15 protein-coding genes are annotated in these 18,801 nt (G+C 63.7%); 10 read left to right on the top strand and 5 right to left on the bottom strand.

Annotation, left to right across the window (positions count from 1 at the left end; translation table 11 throughout):
* The first annotated feature begins 24 nt into the window (after positions 1-24).
* The 4 genes from F3J17_RS31535 (at position 25) to F3J17_RS31550 (ending at position 3,916) form a co-directional block, all read left to right on the top strand.
* Positions 25-1,068, top strand: coding sequence for a M14 family zinc carboxypeptidase (locus F3J17_RS31535; RefSeq protein WP_167068912.1), 1,044 nt, complete (start codon positions 25-27; stop codon positions 1,066-1,068).
* Complete coding sequence (locus F3J17_RS31540) at positions 1,065-1,823, top strand: alpha/beta hydrolase (RefSeq protein WP_167068914.1); 759 nt, start codon at positions 1,065-1,067, stop codon at positions 1,821-1,823. The genes F3J17_RS31535 and F3J17_RS31540 overlap by 4 nt, the downstream gene beginning before the upstream one ends.
* A 108-nt stretch (positions 1,824-1,931) precedes the next feature.
* The gene (gene selD / locus F3J17_RS31545; protein WP_167068917.1) at positions 1,932-3,014 is read left to right on the top strand and encodes a selenide, water dikinase SelD; all 1,083 of its coding nucleotides are present in this window, start codon (positions 1,932-1,934) and stop codon (positions 3,012-3,014) included.
* Complete coding sequence (locus F3J17_RS31550; RefSeq protein WP_167068920.1) at positions 3,011-3,916, top strand: cation diffusion facilitator family transporter; 906 nt, start codon at positions 3,011-3,013, stop codon at positions 3,914-3,916. Before selD ends, F3J17_RS31550 begins: the two co-directional genes overlap by 4 nt.
* 202 nt (positions 3,917-4,118) lie before the next feature.
* Here F3J17_RS31550 and F3J17_RS31555 read toward each other — a convergent pair whose 3' ends face one another.
* Both F3J17_RS31555 and F3J17_RS31560 read right to left on the bottom strand, forming a co-directional pair.
* Complete coding sequence (locus F3J17_RS31555; protein ID WP_167068923.1) at positions 4,119-4,481, bottom strand: DUF4148 domain-containing protein; 363 nt, start codon at positions 4,479-4,481, stop codon at positions 4,119-4,121.
* A gap of 262 nt (positions 4,482-4,743) precedes the next feature.
* Positions 4,744-5,748 (bottom strand): LysR family transcriptional regulator, encoded by a 1,005-nt coding sequence (locus tag F3J17_RS31560; protein ID WP_167068926.1) that lies wholly within the window; start codon positions 5,746-5,748, stop codon positions 4,744-4,746.
* Positions 5,749-5,936: 188 nt separating this feature from the next.
* Between F3J17_RS31560 and F3J17_RS31565 the strand changes: the two genes are divergently transcribed.
* The 6 genes from F3J17_RS31565 (at position 5,937) to F3J17_RS31590 (ending at position 15,853) form a co-directional block, all read left to right on the top strand.
* Complete coding sequence (locus F3J17_RS31565) at positions 5,937-6,869, top strand: alpha/beta hydrolase (RefSeq protein ID WP_167068929.1); 933 nt, start codon at positions 5,937-5,939, stop codon at positions 6,867-6,869.
* A gap of 82 nt (positions 6,870-6,951) precedes the next feature.
* Complete coding sequence (locus F3J17_RS31570; RefSeq protein WP_167068932.1) at positions 6,952-8,172, top strand: efflux RND transporter periplasmic adaptor subunit; 1,221 nt, start codon at positions 6,952-6,954, stop codon at positions 8,170-8,172.
* Between the two features lie 95 nt (positions 8,173-8,267).
* Positions 8,268-11,453: an efflux RND transporter permease subunit gene (locus tag F3J17_RS31575; protein WP_167068935.1), complete on the top strand. Its 3,186-nt coding sequence runs from the start codon at positions 8,268-8,270 to the stop codon at positions 11,451-11,453.
* Between the two features lie 15 nt (positions 11,454-11,468).
* On the top strand, positions 11,469-13,049 hold the full coding sequence (locus tag F3J17_RS31580) for an efflux transporter outer membrane subunit (RefSeq protein WP_167068939.1): 1,581 nt from the start codon (positions 11,469-11,471) through the stop codon (positions 13,047-13,049).
* 197 nt (positions 13,050-13,246) lie between these two features.
* Positions 13,247-14,449 (top strand): acyl-CoA dehydrogenase family protein, encoded by a 1,203-nt coding sequence (locus tag F3J17_RS31585; RefSeq protein ID WP_167068942.1) that lies wholly within the window; start codon positions 13,247-13,249, stop codon positions 14,447-14,449.
* Between the two features lie 78 nt (positions 14,450-14,527).
* Positions 14,528-15,853, top strand: a complete 1,326-nt coding sequence (locus tag F3J17_RS31590) for an Nramp family divalent metal transporter (RefSeq protein ID WP_167068946.1) — start codon at positions 14,528-14,530, stop codon at positions 15,851-15,853.
* Positions 15,854-15,976: 123 nt separating this feature from the next.
* Here F3J17_RS31590 and flhC read toward each other — a convergent pair whose 3' ends face one another.
* The 3 genes from flhC to F3J17_RS31605 all read right to left on the bottom strand — a co-directional run bounded on the left by flhC (position 15,977) and on the right by F3J17_RS31605 (position 18,565).
* Positions 15,977-16,579: a flagellar transcriptional regulator FlhC gene (gene flhC, locus F3J17_RS31595; protein WP_103703088.1), complete on the bottom strand. Its 603-nt coding sequence runs from the start codon at positions 16,577-16,579 to the stop codon at positions 15,977-15,979.
* Between the two features lie 10 nt (positions 16,580-16,589).
* Positions 16,590-16,910, bottom strand: a complete 321-nt coding sequence (flhD, locus tag F3J17_RS31600; RefSeq protein ID WP_167069085.1) for a flagellar transcriptional regulator FlhD — start codon at positions 16,908-16,910, stop codon at positions 16,590-16,592.
* A gap of 815 nt (positions 16,911-17,725) precedes the next feature.
* Positions 17,726-18,565, bottom strand: a complete 840-nt coding sequence (locus F3J17_RS31605; RefSeq protein ID WP_167068949.1) for a helix-turn-helix transcriptional regulator — start codon at positions 18,563-18,565, stop codon at positions 17,726-17,728.
* Positions 18,566-18,801 lie beyond the last annotated feature (236 nt).

Here is an 18,801-nt window from a genome sequence, read left to right on the forward strand (position 1 = left end):
AAAACACTCACGAACCGCGCCGCCATGCAGGCACTGAGCTTCCTACCCGACAGCTTTGCGGAATACGAGGACCTGAAAACGCTCCTCGATGCCGGCGCGCGCTGGTTCGACATTCGCAGCGCTGGCGAGGTCGAAGTGCGTGGCCGGCCGTTCTCGCTCTATGTGGCGTCGGTGGGCTCGCGTGATCCGGCCGCGCCCGCGATTGGCTTCTTCGGCGGCATTCACGGGCTTGAGCGCATCGGCTCGCAGCTCGTGCTCGATTACATGCGCGCGCTGGTGGGGCGTCTCGCCTGGGACGAACTGCTGATGCGCCAGCTCGAATCGGTGCGGCTCGTGATGATGCCCATTGTCAATCCGGGCGGCATGTGGCTTGCTACCCGCGCCAACCCGAACGGCGTCGACCTCATGCGCAACGCTCCGCAGGACGCCGATGAACGCGTGCCGTTTCTGGCGGGCGGCCAGCGGGTCGGCTCGTGGCTGCCGTGGTATCGCGGGCGGCGCGGCGCGGCGATGGAATGCGAGGCGAGCGCGTTGCTCAAGATCGTCGACCAGGAACTCGCGCATCGGCCGCTCGCGTTCGCGCTCGATTGCCACTCGGGCTATGGCTGGCGCGACAGCATCTGGTTCCCCTACGCGCGTACGCGCCAGCTCATGCGCCATCTGCCGGAGATGTACGTGCTCAAGACCATGTTCGAGCGCGCGCATCCGCATCATGGCTACGCCTTCGAGCCGCAGAGCCATCAATACCTGCTGCACGGCGATCTCTGGGATTGCGCCTACGACCGCGCGCCCCCTGAAAACGTGTTCCTGCCGCTTACGCTCGAACTCGGTTCGTGGCTGTGGATCAAGAAGAATCCGCGGCAGCTGTTTTCGCGCCAGGGCATGTTCAATCCGGTGATGCAGCATCGCACGGCGCGCGTGCTGCGTCGCCACGCGAATCTGTTCGATTTCCTCACGCGCGCGGCGTTTTCTTCGGCGCGCTGGCTGCCCGAGGGCGTGGCGCGCCAGCAGGTGCTGCAAAGCGCGATCGGCCATTGGTATCAGAATCCTCGCGCGCCCGGCTCATGAGCGCACCCTGGATCCTGCTGCGCGGCCTCACGCGCGAGTCGCGCCACTGGGGCGCGTTTGCGCCGCTGCTGGCCGAGCGTTGCGGCCCGGTGCTGGCGGTCGATCTGCCGGGCAACGGTACGTTCTCGCATGTTCGCTCGCCGCTGGCCGTCGAAGATTACGTCGATGCCGTGCGCGCCGAAGTGCAGCGCCTGGGCGTGCGCGCGCCCTGCAAGGTACTGGCGATGTCGCTGGGCGGCATGGTCGCGACCGCGTGGGCGCAGCGTTATCCCGACGAGATCGCGCAACTCGTGCTCATCAACACCAGCATGCGGCCCTATAGCCGCTTCTACGAGCGACTGCGCCCCGGCGCGTGGCCCGCGCTGCTGCACGCGGCGTGGCATTGGCGCGCGAGCGGTGGCGACTGTTTCGCGGAGACGGCAATCCATGACCGTACCTGCTCGCGCCTCGACACGCTCGCCGCCGATCTGGACGTCTGGCGCGCGATCCGCGCGAGTGCGCCAGTGAGCCGCGCCAATGCCGTGCGGCAGTTGCTGGCGGCGGCGCGTTATACGGCAAGCGGCGTGCCGCGCTGTCCGACGCTCGTGCTGTCTTCCCAGGCCGACCGTCTGGTCGATCCGGCCTGCTCGGCGCGGCTTGCGCGCGCGTGGGGCGCGGAGCAGCGCGAACATCCGTGGGCCGGACACGATCTTCCGCACGACGACCCGCAATGGCTGGCCGATGCGGTTTGCGCCGCGTTCCCCCGTTCGCCGTGAGCGGCGCTGCCCGCCCGCCCGGCCTGACGCGCCGCCCGCGCAAGGCTCGCTGGGCGATTGCTCCATAATAGGGGACGACTTTTCCGCCTCTTCTGGAGCCCCCCGCATATGACCGATCAAGAACGCCAGGCGTCGCCCCAGTCCGCCACGGCTGCGCCGCGCCTCACGAGCCTTTCGCACGGCGGCGGCTGCGGCTGCAAGATCGCGCCGGGCGTGCTCTCCGCGCTGCTCGCGCGCAGCACGCCGCTCACCGCCGCTTTTCCCAACCTGCTGGTGGGCACCGAAACCGCCGACGACGCCGCCGTCTATAAGCTCAACGACGAGCAGGCCATCGTTGCGACCACCGACTTCTTCATGCCGATCGTCGACGATCCCTACGACTTCGGCCGCATCGCCGCCACCAATGCGCTCTCGGACGTCTACGCGATGGGCGGCAAGCCGATCCTCGCGCTTGCGCTCGTCGGCATGCCGATCAACGTGCTGCCGCATGAGGTCATCGCGCAGGTGCTGCGCGGCGGCGAAGACGTCTGCGCGGCGGCGGGCATCCCCGTCGCGGGCGGCCACTCGATCGATTCGGTCGAGCCGATTTACGGCCTGGCGGCCCTGGGCGTGGTGCATCCTGAGCGGGTCAAGCGCAACGCGTCAGCGCGCGCGGGCGACGTGCTGGTGCTCGGCAAGCCGTTGGGTGTGGGCGTGCTCTCTGCCGCGCTCAAGAAAGACCTGCTGGACGCCGAGGGTTACAAGGCGATGGTCGATGCCGCCACCATGCTCAACAAGCCGGGCGCGCCGCTTGCCGAACGCGAAGGCGTACACGCGATGACCGACGTGACCGGTTTCGGCCTGCTCGGCCATACGCTGGAAATCGCGCGCGGCGCGGGTCTCACGGCGCGCCTGCGTTATGCCGATCTGCCATGGCTGCCGGGCGTGGAAGCCTTCGTCGCGCAGGGCGTTTATACGGGGGCTTCTGGCCGCAACTGGGCTTCGTACGGCGATGGCGTCACGCTCGCGGCGCATCTGCCCGAAACCGCGCGCACGCTGCTGACCGACCCGCAGACTTCGGGCGGCCTGCTGGTCGCCTGCGCGCCGGAAGAGGTCGACGCAGTGCTTGCGTTGTTCCATGCCGACGGGTTTGCCTCGGCATGTGTGATTGGCGAAATGAGCGAAGGTTTGGCGCGCGTCGAGGTCGTATGAGCGGCGAGTCCCCCAAAGCCATTTTTTACGCGCTGGCCGCCAACGCCGGGATTGCTGTCTGCAAGTTCGGCGCGGCGGCTTTCACGGGCTCGGGCTCGATGTTCGCCGAGGCGATCCACTCCACCGCCGATTGCGGCAATCAGCTTTTGCTGCTGTTCGGCCTGCGCCAGTCGCGCGAGGCGCCCACGCCGCTGCACCCGATGGGCACCGGCCGAGCGATCAATTTTTATTCGCTGCTGGTGGCGCTGCTGCTGTTTTTCGTGGGCGGCGCATTCTCGGTGTACGAAGGCGTGCATCGGCTGATTCTGCGCGAGCCACTGCAATACGTGTATGTCGCGCTGGGCGTGCTGGGCATTTCGGTCGTGCTCGAAGCGTTCTCGCTCTACGGCGCAATGAAGGAAATCCGCAAAGGCTCGCCCACCAAATCGCTTTGGCGCTGGGCGCGCGAAACGCGCGATTCCGATCTGCTGGTGGTGGCGGGCGAAGATATTGCCGCGCTGGCGGGTCTGGCGATCGCTTTTATTGCGGTGCTGCTCACGGTCATCACGGGCAATCCGGTGTGGGACGCGTGTGGATCGATAGCGATTGGCGTGCTGCTGATGTTGATCGCGTGGTTCATCGCACGCGAAGTGAAGTCGATGATCGTGGGTGAATCCGCGAGCCCGGAAATGCGCCGCGATATTGAGACCTATCTGCGCGCGCGGCCCGAGATTCAAAGCATCATCAGCCTGATTACCCTGCAATGGGGTAAGGAAGTCATGGTGGCGGTGCAATGCGAGATGCTCGACTACGAGCACAGCCGCACCATGGTCGAAGCGATCAACGAGATCGAGGCGGATCTGCAGGCGCGCTTCCCGGTGGTGCGCTGGGTGTTTTTTGAGCCGGATTTCGTCAAGCGTTGAAGTAGCGCTAAACGAAGCACAAAAAAGGAAGCACGAAAAAGCCCAACACACGTTGGGCTTTTTGCTTTTGCAATGCTTAATGACGGAACGGCGTCCACACGGGCGTGGTGTTGTCCCAGTTGTCGAGTTCAGACGATTGCGGAATCATGATTCGGTATCCTTATCGAAAATAATGGATCAATGTGACCAGGCAGCGTGATGTTTATTCGCCGGCGCGTGCGACGCGGGTCGTATCGTTCGTGTGGCTTTCCTGCAGCGCGATACGTTGTGCCTGCGTGCGGCCAATCAGGCTTTGATCGGGGTAGCTCGTCTTGTTTAGCGCGGGCAGCGTGCCGTCGCGATACGCTTCGACGATTTCCGCCTTCACCTGCGCACGGGTCTTCGGTGCGCTGTTATCGACGGTTTGCACCTGTTCGACTTGCGCCGTGGTTTGCGTGGCCGGCTGCGTATCGCCTTGCGGACCGTACGTTCCTGCGCGGCCAATGCCGCCTGCGAATGCCGATGCGCTGGCTGCCAGCGTAACGATAAGCGTGGCGCCGAGGGTGGTTGCGAGAGTGCGTTTCATGATCTGCTCCTGTTATGGGTGCCTTGAGCGCTGATCTCTGAAACGGAAGCGCTGCGGCGACAGGTGCAAATGTAGGCAAATCGGCGCGTGCGATAAACGGCACGAACGCGAAAGCAATTGTCGAAATTCCGGAACAATCGGCTTTGAAGTCGATTTAATACCGCTGCGCAAATGTAATCGCACGCCGGCGAAACCTTGCACGGCGCGCGATTCAGCGGGGACAGAACCCCGGTTGAGTGCCTGAAAACAGAGGCAAAAGAACTTAAGCCGCCCACTCCGTAATCACCGGCGTTTCCAGATTCGGTGCCGATTCACGTTCTTCCAGCGTGCGCAGCGTGCAGGTCTTGTCGAGCGAAGCACGCCCCGAAAGCAGCGGGCAACGGTCGAATACTTCCGCGATCCAGTCCACGAATACGCGCACCTTCGGCGAAAGATGGCGGCTATGTGGATAGACCGCCGAGATCGGCATGGGCAGCGGTTTGAAGTCGGGCAGCACTTCGACGAGCTGGCCCGATTTCATATGCGGCAGCACCATGTAGCGCGGCGCCTGGATCAGGCCGAAGCCTTCGATGCCGCACGTCACGTAGGCGTCCGCATCATTTACGGACACCATGCTCTTGAGCTTGACTTCGACTTCCTTGCCGTCGACCAGAAACGCCCAGTCGATCACGCGGCCCGTGCGGCTCGAAAAATAATTCACGGCGCGGTGCTCGGCCAGTTCTTCGAGCGTGTTTGGCGTGCCGTGGCGCTCCAGATACGCGGGCGCGGCGCATGACACCCCTTCGAACAGGCCGATGCGACGCGCGACCAGCGACGAATCCTGCAGCGCGCCCACGCGCACCACGCAATCCACGCCTTCCTGCAGCAGGTCGACGGGGCGGTCGGTCAAGCCCAGTTGCAGATCGATATCCGGGTAGCGCGTATGGAATTCGCAGAGCGACGGAATCACGATCAGCCGACCGATCGAGCCCGGCATATCGATGCGCAATTTGCCGTGCGGTTTGCGATTGCGGTCCTGGAATGTGGTCTCGGTTTCTTCGACGTCCGCAAGAATGCGCACACAGCGCTCGTAATACGCCGCGCCATCCGGCGTGAGCGAAAGGCGACGCGTGGTGCGATGCATAAGGCGCACGCCGAGAAACGCTTCGAGATTCTGGATGATCGTCGTGACCGAGGCGCGCGGCATGTCGAGCGTTTCGGCGGCGCGGGTGAAGCTGTTGGTGTCCACGACGCGGGTGAATACCTGCATGGCCTGAAGGCGGTCCATTACCACTCTCCAAAAGTCATCGGACGCACGTCCCGCGGCGCTCAATGATGCGCGGCGGGCGACTAAAGGAAACACATTGTTCAGGTGCGCCGAATTGTGTTGCCGGATTATAGGCATTTATTTGCAAGTCTGCCGAACCCACAATTCGCACCATTCGAATTTACTTTCGCGCTTTGCGCCGTTTCGACATGGATGCTTTTAAACGCTCGACGCCGTGGACGATTGCCGATCAGGCTGAGAATGACGTGGCCCCGGAGGTCGTGCCTGTCGCGCCCGCCGCCCCTGTCGCGCGCCATCTGTCCGCCGCGCCCGCGCCAAAAGGCCGTGGCGCAGCCGCGATCGACGTGAGCGAAGTGACGATCGCCGGTCACGCGCAGGATATCGTGCTGCGGCTGTATCGACCGCAGGGCGCGAGCAATCTGCCGGTGCTGCTTTATTTTCATGGCGGCGGTTTTGTACGCGGCACGCTCGACGACGCCGAAGCAGCAAGCCGCTTTTTCGCAAAGCACTTACCGGCGCTGGTGGTTTCGGTGGGCTATTCGCTCGCGCCGCAATTTCCGTTTCCCGCTGCGCCTGAAGATGCGCACCGCGCCGCACTGTGGGTGCTCACGCGTGCGCGCGCGTTTGGCGGCAGCGCGAAACGCATTGTCGCGGCAGGGCACGACGCGGGCGGTCAGATCGCCAACGTACTCGCTTTTATCGGACGAGATCGCGGCGACGTGAAACTCGCGGCGCAAGCATTATTCGCGCCGATGCTCGATCCCAGTCTCACGCGTCTGGGCGACGAAGCACGCCTTGCCTCCGATATTTCCGCGAGCGAATGCGCGGCCTGTTACCGCGCTTACTTGCCCGAAGCGGCGCAGCGCATGCACCCGTATGCCGCACCGTTGGAGTGCACGCGGCTGGCCGGATTGCCGCCGACTTTCATCGTCACTGCACAAAACGACGTACTGCATATCGAAGCGGAAAAATACGCCGCGCGCCTGATCGAAGCGGGCGTGCGCACGCACGTGATGCGTTATCCGAGCGTCTCCCATGCGCAAATTGGTGCGCATCAGGATGCGCTCGCCGAAGCGGTGCGGTTTTTCCGCTGCTGTTTCGAGGCCGGCACGCCTTCATAGCACGCGCCTTTATTCGCGGCAGTTTCGCGCGCCGAAGATCGAATTCAACGAACAAAAACCACTCACTATTCTGGAGCCCGCCATGTCACTCAACTCGCATTCCCGTACGCGCATCGCGCTCGCGGTGGTCGCCGTTCTCGTCGTCGCGGGACTCGGCACCCTGGGCGCCATGCGTCTGAACACGCATACCGCTGTTGCCGCCGAAGCACCGCCCGCGCCTGAAGTGGACGTCGCCGCCGTGGTCAAGCGCAATATCACCGACTGGCAGACCTATTCGGGCCGTCTGGCGGCTATCGAGAAGGTCGATGTGCGTCCGCAGGTGTCGGGCACGATCGTCTCGGTGAACTTCCGTGATGGCGCGCTCGTGAAGAAGGGCGACACGCTGTTCGTGATCGATCCGCGTCCGTATCAGGCCGCGGTCGATCAGGCCGCCGCGCAGGTTGCCGCCGCGCAGGCGCGCACGGGTTACGCGCAGAGCGACTGGGAGCGTGCGCAACGCCTGATCGGCGATAACGCCATCGCGAAGCGCGATTACGACGAGAAGCAGAACGCCGCGCGCGAAGCGAGCGCGAATCTGAAGGCCGCACAGGCGGCGCTCGAAGCCGCACAGATCAATCTGGGCTTCACGCATATCGTCGCGCCGGTGTCGGGCCGCGTCTCGCGCGCGGAAATCACCGTGGGCAACGTGGTATCGGCCGGAGCGAGCGCGCCGCCGCTGACGACGCTGGTGTCCGTTTCGCCGATTTACGCCGAATTCGACGCGGACGAGCAGACCTACCTCGACTACATCGGACATATGAAAGATGGCTCGAAGGTGCCGGTGGATCTGGGTCTGGCCAACGAAACGGGTTATTCGCGCTCGGGCACGATCGAATCGATCGATAACCGTCTCGATACCTCGTCGGGCACGATCCGCGTGCGCGCACGCTTCGACAACGCCGACGGCGCGCTTGTGCCGGGCCTTTACGCACGCATCAAGGTGAGCGGCAGCGCCCCGCATCCGGCGCTGCTGGTGGACGAAGCCGCCATCGGCACCGACCAGGACAAGAAGTACGTCTACGTGGTCGATGGCGCGGGCAAGGTGGCCTATCGCAATGTGCAGATCGCTGGACAGCAAGGCAATCTGCGCGTGATCGTGGATGGCCTGAAAGCGGGCGACAACGTGGTGGTGAACGGCACGCAGCGTGTGCGGCCGGGCGAGGCCGTGCGCTCGCACATGGTGCCGATGAATGGCGACCCCGACGGCGACGCCGCTTCCGCCATGGCGACGCCTTCCCAGGCAAAGGACGCAAAGGCTTCCTGACGCGCGGCAACCCGCGGGCAGCGTAGTCGTAGTCGATGTGCGCTGCCTGCGCGATCCTCGCATCCAGTTAGTCATCCGAATCAAAAGAGCGACCCATGAACATATCGAAATTCTTCATCGACCGGCCGATCTTCGCGGGCGTGCTGTCCGTGCTGATCCTGCTGGCCGGCGTGATCGCGCTGTTCCAGTTGCCGATCTCCGAATACCCCGAGGTCGTGCCGCCCTCGGTGGTGGTCCACGCGCAGTACCCGGGCGCCAACCCGAAAGTGATCGCCGAAGCGGTGGCCGCGCCGCTCGAAGAGCAGATCAACGGCGTCGAGAACATGCTGTACATGCAGTCGCAGGCGAATAGCGACGGCAATCTCACGCTCACCGTCACGTTCCGTCTGGGCACCGATCCGGACAAGGCCACGCAACTGGTGCAGAACCGCGTGAATCAGGCGCTGCCGCGCCTGCCGGAAGACGTGCAGCGTCTGGGCATCACGACCATCAAAAGCTCGCCGACGCTCACGATGGTGGTCCACCTGATCTCGCCGAACAACCAGTACGACATGACGTATCTGCGCAACTACGCGCTGCTCAACGTCAAGGATCGGCTCTCGAACATTCAGGGCGTGGGCGAAGTGCAGCTGTGGGGTTCGGGCGACTACGCGATGCGCGTATGGCTTGATCCGCAGAAGGTGGCGCAGCGCAATCTGACCGCGCAGGACGTGGTCAATGCGATCCGCGAGCAGAACGTGCAGGTGGCCGCTGGTGTGATCGGCGCATCGCCTAGCGTCCCTGGCACGCCGTTGCAGCTGAACGTGAACGCGCGCGGCCGTCTGCGCACCGAAAGCGAATTCGGCGACATCATCGTCAAGACCAATCCCGATGGCGGCGTGACCTATCTGCGCGATATCGCGCGCATCGAACTCGCGGCTTCGGAATATGGCCTGCGTTCGCTGCTGGACAACAAGCCGGCTGTTGCGCTCGCAATCAATCAGGCGCCGGGTGCGAATTCGCTCGCGATTTCCGAGCAGGTGCGCGCGGCGATGAAGGACATCAAGCAGGACATGCCCGCAGGCGTGGACTACAAGATCGTCTATGACCCGACGCAGTTCGTGCGCTCCAGTATCGAGGCGGTGATTCACACGCTGCTGGAAGCCATTGCGCTGGTCGTGATCGTGGTGATCGTGTTCCTGCAGACCTGGCGTGCTTCGATCATTCCGCTGATCGCCGTGCCGGTGTCGATCGTCGGGACGTTCTCGCTGTTGCTGGCGTTCGGTTTCTCGATCAACGCGCTCTCACTGTTCGGCATGGTGCTGGCCATCGGTATCGTGGTGGACGATGCGATCGTGGTGGTGGAGAACGTCGAGCGCAATATCGCAAGCGGCTTATCGGCGCGCGATGCGACGTATAAGGCCATGCAGGAAGTGAGCGGGCCGATTATCGCCATTGCGCTGACGCTGGTAGCCGTGTTTGTGCCGCTGGCGTTCATGAGCGGTCTCACCGGCCAGTTCTACAAGCAGTTTGCGATGACCATCGCCATTTCGACGGTGATCTCGGCGTTCAACTCGCTCACGCTGTCGCCTGCGCTTTCCGCGCTGCTGCTGCGTGGTCACGATGCCAAGGAAGACTGGCTCACGCGTGCGATGAATCGCGTGCTGGGCGGTTTCTTCGCGCGCTTCAACAAGGTCTTCCATCGCGGCTCGGAAAGCTATGGCCGCGGCGTCAATGGCGTGCTGCGCCGTAAAGGCGCGATGCTGGTGGTGTATGTGGTGTTGCTGGGCGCGACCGTGCTGATGGCGCGCATCGTGCCGGGCGGCTTCGTGCCTGCGCAGGACAAGGAATATCTGATCGCCTTCACGCAGTTGCCGAACGGCGCATCGCTCGACCGCACGGAAAACGTGATCCGCGAGATGAGTGCGATTGCGCTCAAGCAGCCCGGCGTGGAAAGCGCGGTGGCGTTCCCGGGTCTTTCGGTGAACGGTTTCACCAATAGTTCGAGCGCGGGCATCGTGTTCGTGACGCTCAAGCCGTTCAAAGAGCGCAAGGGCAAGGCATTGTCGGCGGGCGCCATTGCGGGCGCGCTGAACCAGCAATATGGCGCGATCAAGGACTCGTTCATCGCCGTGTTCCCGCCGCCGCCGGTGTTGGGCCTGGGGACGTTGGGCGGCTTCAAGTTGCAACTGGAGGATCACGGTGCGCTGGGTTATGAAGCGCTCAACCGCGCGACCCAGGACTTCGTGAAGCGTGCATCGCAGACGAAGGAACTGGGCCCGACGTTCTCGAACTATCAGATCAACGTGCCGCAACTGAACGTCGATCTCGACCGCACCAAAGCCAAGCAACTTGGCGTGCCGGTGACGGATGTATTCGACACGATGCAGATCTACCTGGGCTCGCTGTATGTGAACGACTTCAACCGCTTCGGACGCGTCTATCAGGTGCGTGTGCAGGCCGATGCGCCGTTCCGCCAGAAGGCCGACGACATCCTGCAACTGAAGACGCGTAACGCTGCCGGCGATATGGTGCCGCTCTCGTCGCTGGTGACGGTGTCGCCCACGTACGGCCCCGAAATGGTGGTGCGTTACAACGGCTACACCGCCGCCGACATCAACGGCGGCCCGGCTCCGGGTTATTCGTCGGGGCAGGCGCAGGCGGCGGCTGAACGCATCGCCGCGGAAGTGCTGCCGCGCGGCGTGAAGTTCGAATGGACCGATCTCACGTATCAGCAGGTGCTGGCGGGCAACGCTGGCGTGTGGGTGTTCCCGATCAGCGTGCTGCTGGTGTTCCTTGTGCTGGCTGCGCTGTACGAAAGCCTGACGCTGCCGCTCGCCGTGATCCTGATCGTGCCGATGAGCGTGTTGTGTGCGCTGACCGGCGTGTGGCTCACGCAAGGCGACAACAACATCTTCACGCAGATCGGCTTGATGGTGCTGGTGGGGCTGGCGTCGAAGAACGCGATTCTGATCGTGGAATTCGCACGCGAGCTGGAGCATGACGGCCATACGCCGCTGTCTGCGGCCATCGAGGCGAGCCGTCTGCGTCTGCGCCCGATTCTGATGACGTCGATCGCGTTCATCATGGGTGTGGTGCCGCTCGTGCTGTCTTCGGGCGCTGGTTCGGAAATGCGTCATGCGATGGGTATTGCGGTGTTCTTCGGCATGCTGGGCGTGACGGCGTTCGGCCTGCTGCTCACGCCGGTGTTCTACGTGGTGCTGCGTACGCTCGCGGGCGGCAAGATCCACGTCGCGCAGAAGGACAATGCGCGCCATTCGCCGAGCACGGTGGACGCGTAAGAGGGAATCATCAAGATGACTAACTATTCATTCTCGAAAAGCATCAACGGTCCGTTGTGGCGGCGTACGCGTCTCGCGCTGGGCGTGGCGCTGTTTGCCTGGCTTGCGGCCTGCTCGGTCGAGCCGACCTACAAGGTGCCCGACGCGGGCGTGCCGAAGGCTTATAAGGAAGCGCCGCTCCAGACTGACCAGGCGCAGCAGCAACAGCAGCAACCGCTCGGCCCGCACGACACCGGTTCGTGGACGCCCGCACAACCCGCCGACGACGCGCATCGCGGCCAGTGGTGGACCGTGTTCGGCGACCCGACGCTCAATCAGCTCGAAGAGCAGGCGCAGGACGCCAATCAGGACCTGAAGGCGGCCGCCGCACGCGTGCAGCAGGCGCGGGCGGTGACGCAGGCGGCACGCGCGTCGTGGTTCCCGTCGATCGACGCGGGGTTCGGGCCGACTTACGAGCACGCCTCGCCAGCCTCGCAGTATCTGCCGCAGAACACCCAGGTGCCGACGCAGACGCTCTGGCGCGCGCAAGGTACGGCGAGCTATGAAGCGGATCTGTTCGGCCGCGTCAGCTCGAACGTGAACGCGGCGCGCTCGGACGCGCAGCAAAGCGAGGCGCTGTTCCGCTCGGTGCAGCTTTCGCTTCAGGCCGATGTCGCGCAGAACTATTTCCAGCTGCGCCAGTTCGATTCCGATGTCGATCTGTATCGCCGCACCGTGACGCTGCGTGAAGACGCGCTCAAGCTGGTCGAGCGCCGCTTCAAGGAAGGCGATATCAGCGAGCTGGACGTTTCGCAGGCACGCAATGAGCTTGCGAGCGCGCGCGCCGATGCGGTGGGCGTGGCGCGCCAGCGGGCGGCGTCGGAGCATAGCCTCGCGATTCTGCTTGGCAAGGCGCCCGCCGACTTCACGTTCACCGAAACGCCGCTCGTGCCGGTGACGGCGCGCGTACCGGCAGGTTTGCCGTCGACGCTGCTCGAACGCCGCCCCGACATCGCCGCTGCCGAGCGTGCGATGGCCGCTGCCAACGCACGCGTCGGTCTGGCGAAATCGGCGTTCTTCCCGAAGCTCGATATCACGGGCGCGTTCGGCTATGAATCGACCACGCTCGGCGATCTGTTCATGTGGTCGAGCCGCGCGTTCTTCCTCGGGCCGCTCGCGGGCACGGCGCTCACGGTGCCGCTGTTCGACGGCGGCCGCCGCAAGGCCAATCTGGCCCAGGCCCGCGCGAAGTATGACGAGGATGTCGCGCAGTATCGCCAGCAGGTGCTGGTGGCGTTCCGCGAGGTCGAAGACAACCTCTCCGATCTGCGCTTGCTCGACGACCAGATCCGCGAGCAGAACGACGCTGTGAACGCGTCGCAGCGCGCCGCGCATCTGTCGCGCACGCAGTACGAGGAGGGCGAGGTGAGCTACTTGAACGTGATCGATAGCGAACGTTCGGTGCTGGTCTCGCAGCTTCAGGCGAGCCATCTGGAGGGCTCGCAGGCCGTGGCGACCGTCAACCTGATCCGCGCGCTGGGCGGCGGCTGGGGCGATGCGAAGCCCGCTGCGCAGCCCGATGGCGCGCCGCCGCCCGCGCCGCTCGCGTCGCGCTAATCGCTGCCTTGCTGTGCTTTCGCGGCTGGCCGATATGCCTGTGCATATCGCCAGCCGCGATTTCATTTGCGTAAACGATTCGTAGCCTGCCCGGACGCGCGCCACTATCATCGTTCGATCGAAGCTGGAGCGGATGGCGCGCTGACGTGCGTGGCGTCCCCGTGACGGCCCGCGCAACTCATTCGGGAACCTCAGGTATGAACGATCCACGGCCGCCGCAGACGCACCCGGCGCAATCCCAGCACGACGCACGACTCGCCGCGCTGATCGAGACCTTGCGCGCGAGCGCCGCGCGCCGCGATCTGGCGGGCGGTCACGCCGCCGCCGAAAAGCAGTTGATCGCCGATGCGGGGCTGCTCGCACTCGCGGTGCCGCATGAATCCGGCGGTCGATTCGGGCGTGACGGCACACGCTGGGGCACGCTCTACGACACCCTTCGCACGATCGCGCGCGTGGATAGCGCGCTGGCGCATCTGCTCGGCTTCCAGTTCCTGCAGGTGGCGACCGTCGATTTGTGGGGCAACGCCGCGCAGCGCGCGAACTGGCTGCAAGGCACGGTCGAGCATCGCTGGTGGTGGGGCAATGCGGTGAATCCGCTCGATACGCGCTTGATCGCTCAAACCGATGGCGCTGGCGGCTGGCGTCTACACGGCAAGAAAGGTTTCTGTTCCGGCACCACGGGCTCGCAGATGATGACCGTGAGCGGCCACGATCCGGCCACCGGCAACCCCGTGTTCGCGGTGGTGCCGACTACGCGCGCGGGCATCACCGTGCACGACGACTGGGACCCGATCGGCCAGCGCCAGACCGATAGCGGCACCGTTTCGTTCGACGCCGTCGAGGTGCGCGCTGCCGAAGTGCTGCATCGGCCCGATACGCCGCGCGCATCGCTGCGCACGCTGGTGTCGCAACTGGTGCTGACCAATCTGTTCGTCGGTATTGCGCAAGGAGCGCTGGAAGAGGCGCGCGACTATGTGCTGGCCAATGGCCGTCCGTGGGTCAACTCGGGCGTTCAGCGCGCCGCGGACGACCCCTATCTCCAGCAGCGTTTCGGCGAGATGCGCATCAAGGCGCTATCCGCCGCCGTGCTGGCCGATCGCGCCGCCGCCATTCTCGACGCCGCATGGGAGCAGGGCGACGCGCTGGAGGCCGCGACGCGCGCCGAAGTTTCGCTGGCGGTCTCGGAGGCGAAGATCGTCGCCCATCGCGCGGCGCTCGATGCGGGCGAGCAACTGTTCGACGCCTGCGGCGCGCGCGCCACCAACGCAGCGCTTGCGCTCGACCGCTTCTGGCGCAACGCGCGCGTGCACACGCTGCACGATCCGCTCGACTACCGTCTGCGCGACGTGGGGCGCTACACGCTCTTGAGAGAGCTGCCGGAGCCGACGCTGTACACTTGAGGGACCGATCGCGCGCCTTGAATTGCAGTACGAAAACACATCAGTCGCGCGCACTTCACCCCTTCGAGGATCGCACCGTTGGAGTTCAGATTACCGACCACGGCGACGGCGCCGTTTTGTCCTTCCGAAGTACAAGGCAGCGTGGCGGTTTCGCCGGGCGCGCCGTTCTGGAAGAAGCTCCTGCAATTCGCGGGGCCCGGCTTGCTGGTGTCGATCGGCTATATGGACCCCGGCAACTGGGCCACCGATATCGAGGCCGGCTCGAAATACGGTTACAACCTGCTGTTCGTCGTGGTGCTTTCCAGCCTCGCGGCGATGGCGCTGCAATGCCTGGCGATGCGTCTGGGCATCGTCACTGGCCGCGATCTTGCCGAACTGTCGCGCGAGCGCTACAGCAAACCCATCGTGCTGGGCCAATGGGCGCTGGCGGAACTGGCGATCATCGCCTGCGATCTCGCCGAAGTGCTGGGCGGCGCGCTCGCCTTCCATCTGCTGCTGGGCTGCTCGCTGATGTGGGGCATCGTGCTCACCGCCTTCGACACGATTATCGTGCTCGGCCTGAAGGGCAAGAACTTCCGCACGCTCGAAGCGATCATGGCGGGCCTGATCGCGACCATCGGGCTGGGCTATGTGATCGAGCTGGCGCTCGTGAAGCCGCACTGGCCCTCGGTGTTTGCGGGCGCGGTGCCGTCGTGGCACGCGATCGCCTCGCAGGAGCCGCTATACCTCGCCATCGGCATTCTGGGCGCGACGGTGATGCCGCATAACCTCTATCTGCATTCGTCGATCGTGCAGACGCGCGCCGTCAAACGCGACGACGCCGGCATCGGTCAGGCCATCGGCCTGTCACGCATCGATACGATTGTTTCGCTGGTGCTCGCGCTGCTCATCAACGCGGCGATCCTGATTCTCGCAGCCGCGGCGTTTCACGCCACGGGCCACACCGGCGTGACCGAAATCGAAGACGCCTACAAGCTGCTCGCGCCAATCGTCGGCAGCGGCGCGGCTGCCGTGCTGTTCGCGGTGACGCTGCTGGCTTCGGGGCAAAGCTCGACGTTCACGGGCACGGTGGCGGGGCAGGTCATCATGGAAGGCTTCCTGCGGATGAAGATCCCCTGCTATCAGCGGCGGCTCATCACGCGCGTACTGGCGCTGATTCCGGCCTTTGTCGGCGTGTGGTGGCTGGGCAACGGCGCGGTGGGCAAGCTGCTGGTGGCAAGCCAGGTGGTGCTGAGTCTGCAGCTGCCGTTTGCGCTCTGGCCGCTCATTCGCATGACAAACGATCGTGCCTTGATGGGCAAGTTCGCGAACCGGCTGCCGACGCGGCTGATCGCATGGCTGCTCTTCGCCGTGATTACGGCGGCGAACCTGTGGCTGGTCTGGGAGACCTTCGCGGGGAATTGAAACAGGAGGGAAGGGCGGCGGAATGCGCTTCGCCGTCCGGCACGCTGTGGCGCACCGGACGGCATCGCGTCTAGTCTTTACTGCTGCTGCGTCCGGTTTAACCGGATCTTGGCTCTCCTACGCTTATGCAGCCTCGGCAATGCCGTCCGGCGTTTCCACCGGAAGGTTGCGCTCGGTCTGCTCTGCGCCCCGTCGCGCTGCAGCCGCCTTCTTCGTCTTGCCGGCGCGCGAAGGCGGCTGGCATGCACCACACACGACGTTGTGCTGCAGGTCGTGTTTGTGCGCGACGAACTTACCGCCACAACGGCAGCAAGGCGTCATCTGCAGAATATCGGCATCAAAAAACCGCACCAGGGTCCACGCACGCGTGAGATCGAGCACCGGCTCGGTCCCGCTGTGGCGGCAGTGTTCCAGATACAGCCGGAACCCCTTGGTCAGCGCGTCGAGATGCGAGCAACGCGCTTCGTTCTTGAGGAACAGGTACGTGTTGTAGAACAACGAGGCGTGGATGTTGGCCAGCCACGTCATGTACCAGTCCGCCGAGAACGGCAACATACCCTTGGGCGGCGACACGCCGCGGATCTCGCGGTACAGACGGATCATGCGGTCGCGGGACAGCGAAAGTTCGCTTTCCAGCACCTGCATCCGTGCACCCAGCTCGATCAGCGCGATCGCGCGAAAAACTTCCTGCGCGTCTTCGGTGAGGCTGCGGCGGTTCGTCGTCATGACCCGTCCCTCAGGCGAATTGCACAGCCGGCTGACCTGCAAGCAGGATCGCCGCGTGAGTGGCCGCTACGTCGGCATGCCGCGTGGTCTGCGTAAGCGCAGTCAACATGGCATGGTCGTCAAAGCGGAAAAGACAAAGAAGCTGGTCGGAAGCGGCTAGCTTGACGATCTGTGCGAGCGACAGACCGGCGAGCAGATCAGCCAGTTCCGACGACAGACCCAGTCGGAACATACCGACCGGTTTGTCCTCGCGCAGCATGCGCTGTGCGAGCATCAGGTACGACAAATTAATTTCGCGGATTGAATCCAGCGTCTCGCTGCTGCGGTCCATTTCTCTCTTTTCCGAAGCCCCGATTAACCCCCCGGCATTTGCTGCCGTTGTAACTTTTTTGGCTCTAGCGTCGGTCCACTCATTCACGGTGGCGCCTGACTCTTTGATACAACGTGTTACAACTCGTAACACGTTGGAGCGAATTGTATGAGGACTAATCTCAGAAATCAATCCCTCTGCAAAAAAATAATCCGGCTGTTACAAATAATTTCGGTAACTTTTTCTGCAGATTGAAGACACTTCTGTGACAGTCGCCAGCAAAGCCTTATGGGGTGGGGCAGTAAGCTGAAAAGCCCATAAAATAAGGGTTTTCAGGGTGTTGTCGATGCATGCGCAACGAATCGGAAAAGACTGCTGCGCCGGATATGCCGAATAAACGCTTTGAAAGGAATTACGTTGACAGGTAAGAAGTACCCAGTGTTTTGTTAATACATATGAGGATTAATCTGTAACTAGTGTTTCGACCCTGTGTAACTGGCTTTGTCAAGTTGTGACAGAGCAGATACAACTGCGGCTCGTTGACGCGCTTTTTACCGGTGCTGGTTTACGCGTATATGTAATTGGCATGAAAACAACAGTTTTGTCATGGCAGTCCGTCGCTAAAACGGGCGGTGTTTTGTGTCATGACGTGAGGTAAACCGTGCGGGAGCCGCGTCGCCGTTGAAAGGCGCGCTTCAGGCGCGTGCAGGCAGGCGTCAGCGCAAAGCTGTTACAGATTGAAGGCAGGTTTCCTGCGGCTGCGGGCGCTTTGTAACGGCGAATGCCACAGCGCCGGGGCCATATGCACCTTTTATTTCGCTTTTTTAAATCCTGATTTAAATGCTTTTATTGCGCAGGGCTTCGGCGGTTCGCGCATCGGCGGGGAAGAAGGCTTCGATGGCCAGTTCGGACAGCGTGATGTCGACGGGCGTGCCAAATACCGTCGTGGCGCTGTAGAACGACAGCTCGCCGAGCGCACTCCGCACGCGCAGCGGCACGGCGATCAGGTGCTGGATGGGTTCGCTGCTGGCGGGCGCCGCGCCGGGCGGCGTGGGATACGCGGCGAGTTCGTCGTGAAGTTTGACGAGGACATCATCGGCGCTTGCCTCGATTTGCCGTTGCAGTCTCGCAAGCAGATGCGCGCGCCACGCGTGCCAGTTGAGGATGCGCGGCGCGATGCCTTCGGGATGCAGCGAAAGGCGCAGCGCGTTGATGGGCGCGGCAAGCAGCGCGGGCGACGCATCGCCGATCAGCGGCGCGAGCGCGCCGTTGGACGCCACGATATTCCAGTGTCGGTCCACCGCAAGCGCGGGGTAAGGTTCGTGGCCGCGCAACACGAGTTCCACCGCGTCGCGTGCCGCCGCCAAATGCGGATCGTCGAGCGGACGCTCGCGATACATCGGCGCGTAGCCTGCCGCGACCAGCAGCGCATTGCGCTCGCGCAGCGGCACGTCAAGCTGCTCGGCGAGATGCATCACCATTTCCCGGCTGGGCGTCGCGCGTCCCGATTCCACGAAGCTCAGATGGCGCGTCGATATTTCGGCCTCGGTGGCGAGCAGAAGCTGACTCATGCGGCGGCGCACGCGCCATTCGCGCAGCAGCTCGCCCACACTGCGGCGGCCAGCGCCTGAGGACAGCGCCGGAACTACGAACGGCGTGGGAACGAGTGTGCTCATGCTGCCGATCCTAACGAAACGATGCACGTCATCCATTACCTCAGAGGTCATGTGCGCTGCACCACAGACGACTTGAGGCCGCCGTTTTACCTTCCCGCAGCGCGCGATTCGGGTGGGCTATCGCGCCATAAGTACGATATAAGAAAACCGTACGAAAGAACGCGCGCGGCGATCGCTCAAGACGCTTACCGGTCGACTTTTGATCGCCTAGAATCTAATCCTCACACTCTGTCTGG

The sequence above is a fragment of the Burkholderia sp. Ax-1719 genome (genome assembly GCF_011753055.1).
In the GTDB taxonomy this organism is placed as follows: Bacteria; Pseudomonadota; Gammaproteobacteria; order Burkholderiales; family Burkholderiaceae; genus Paraburkholderia.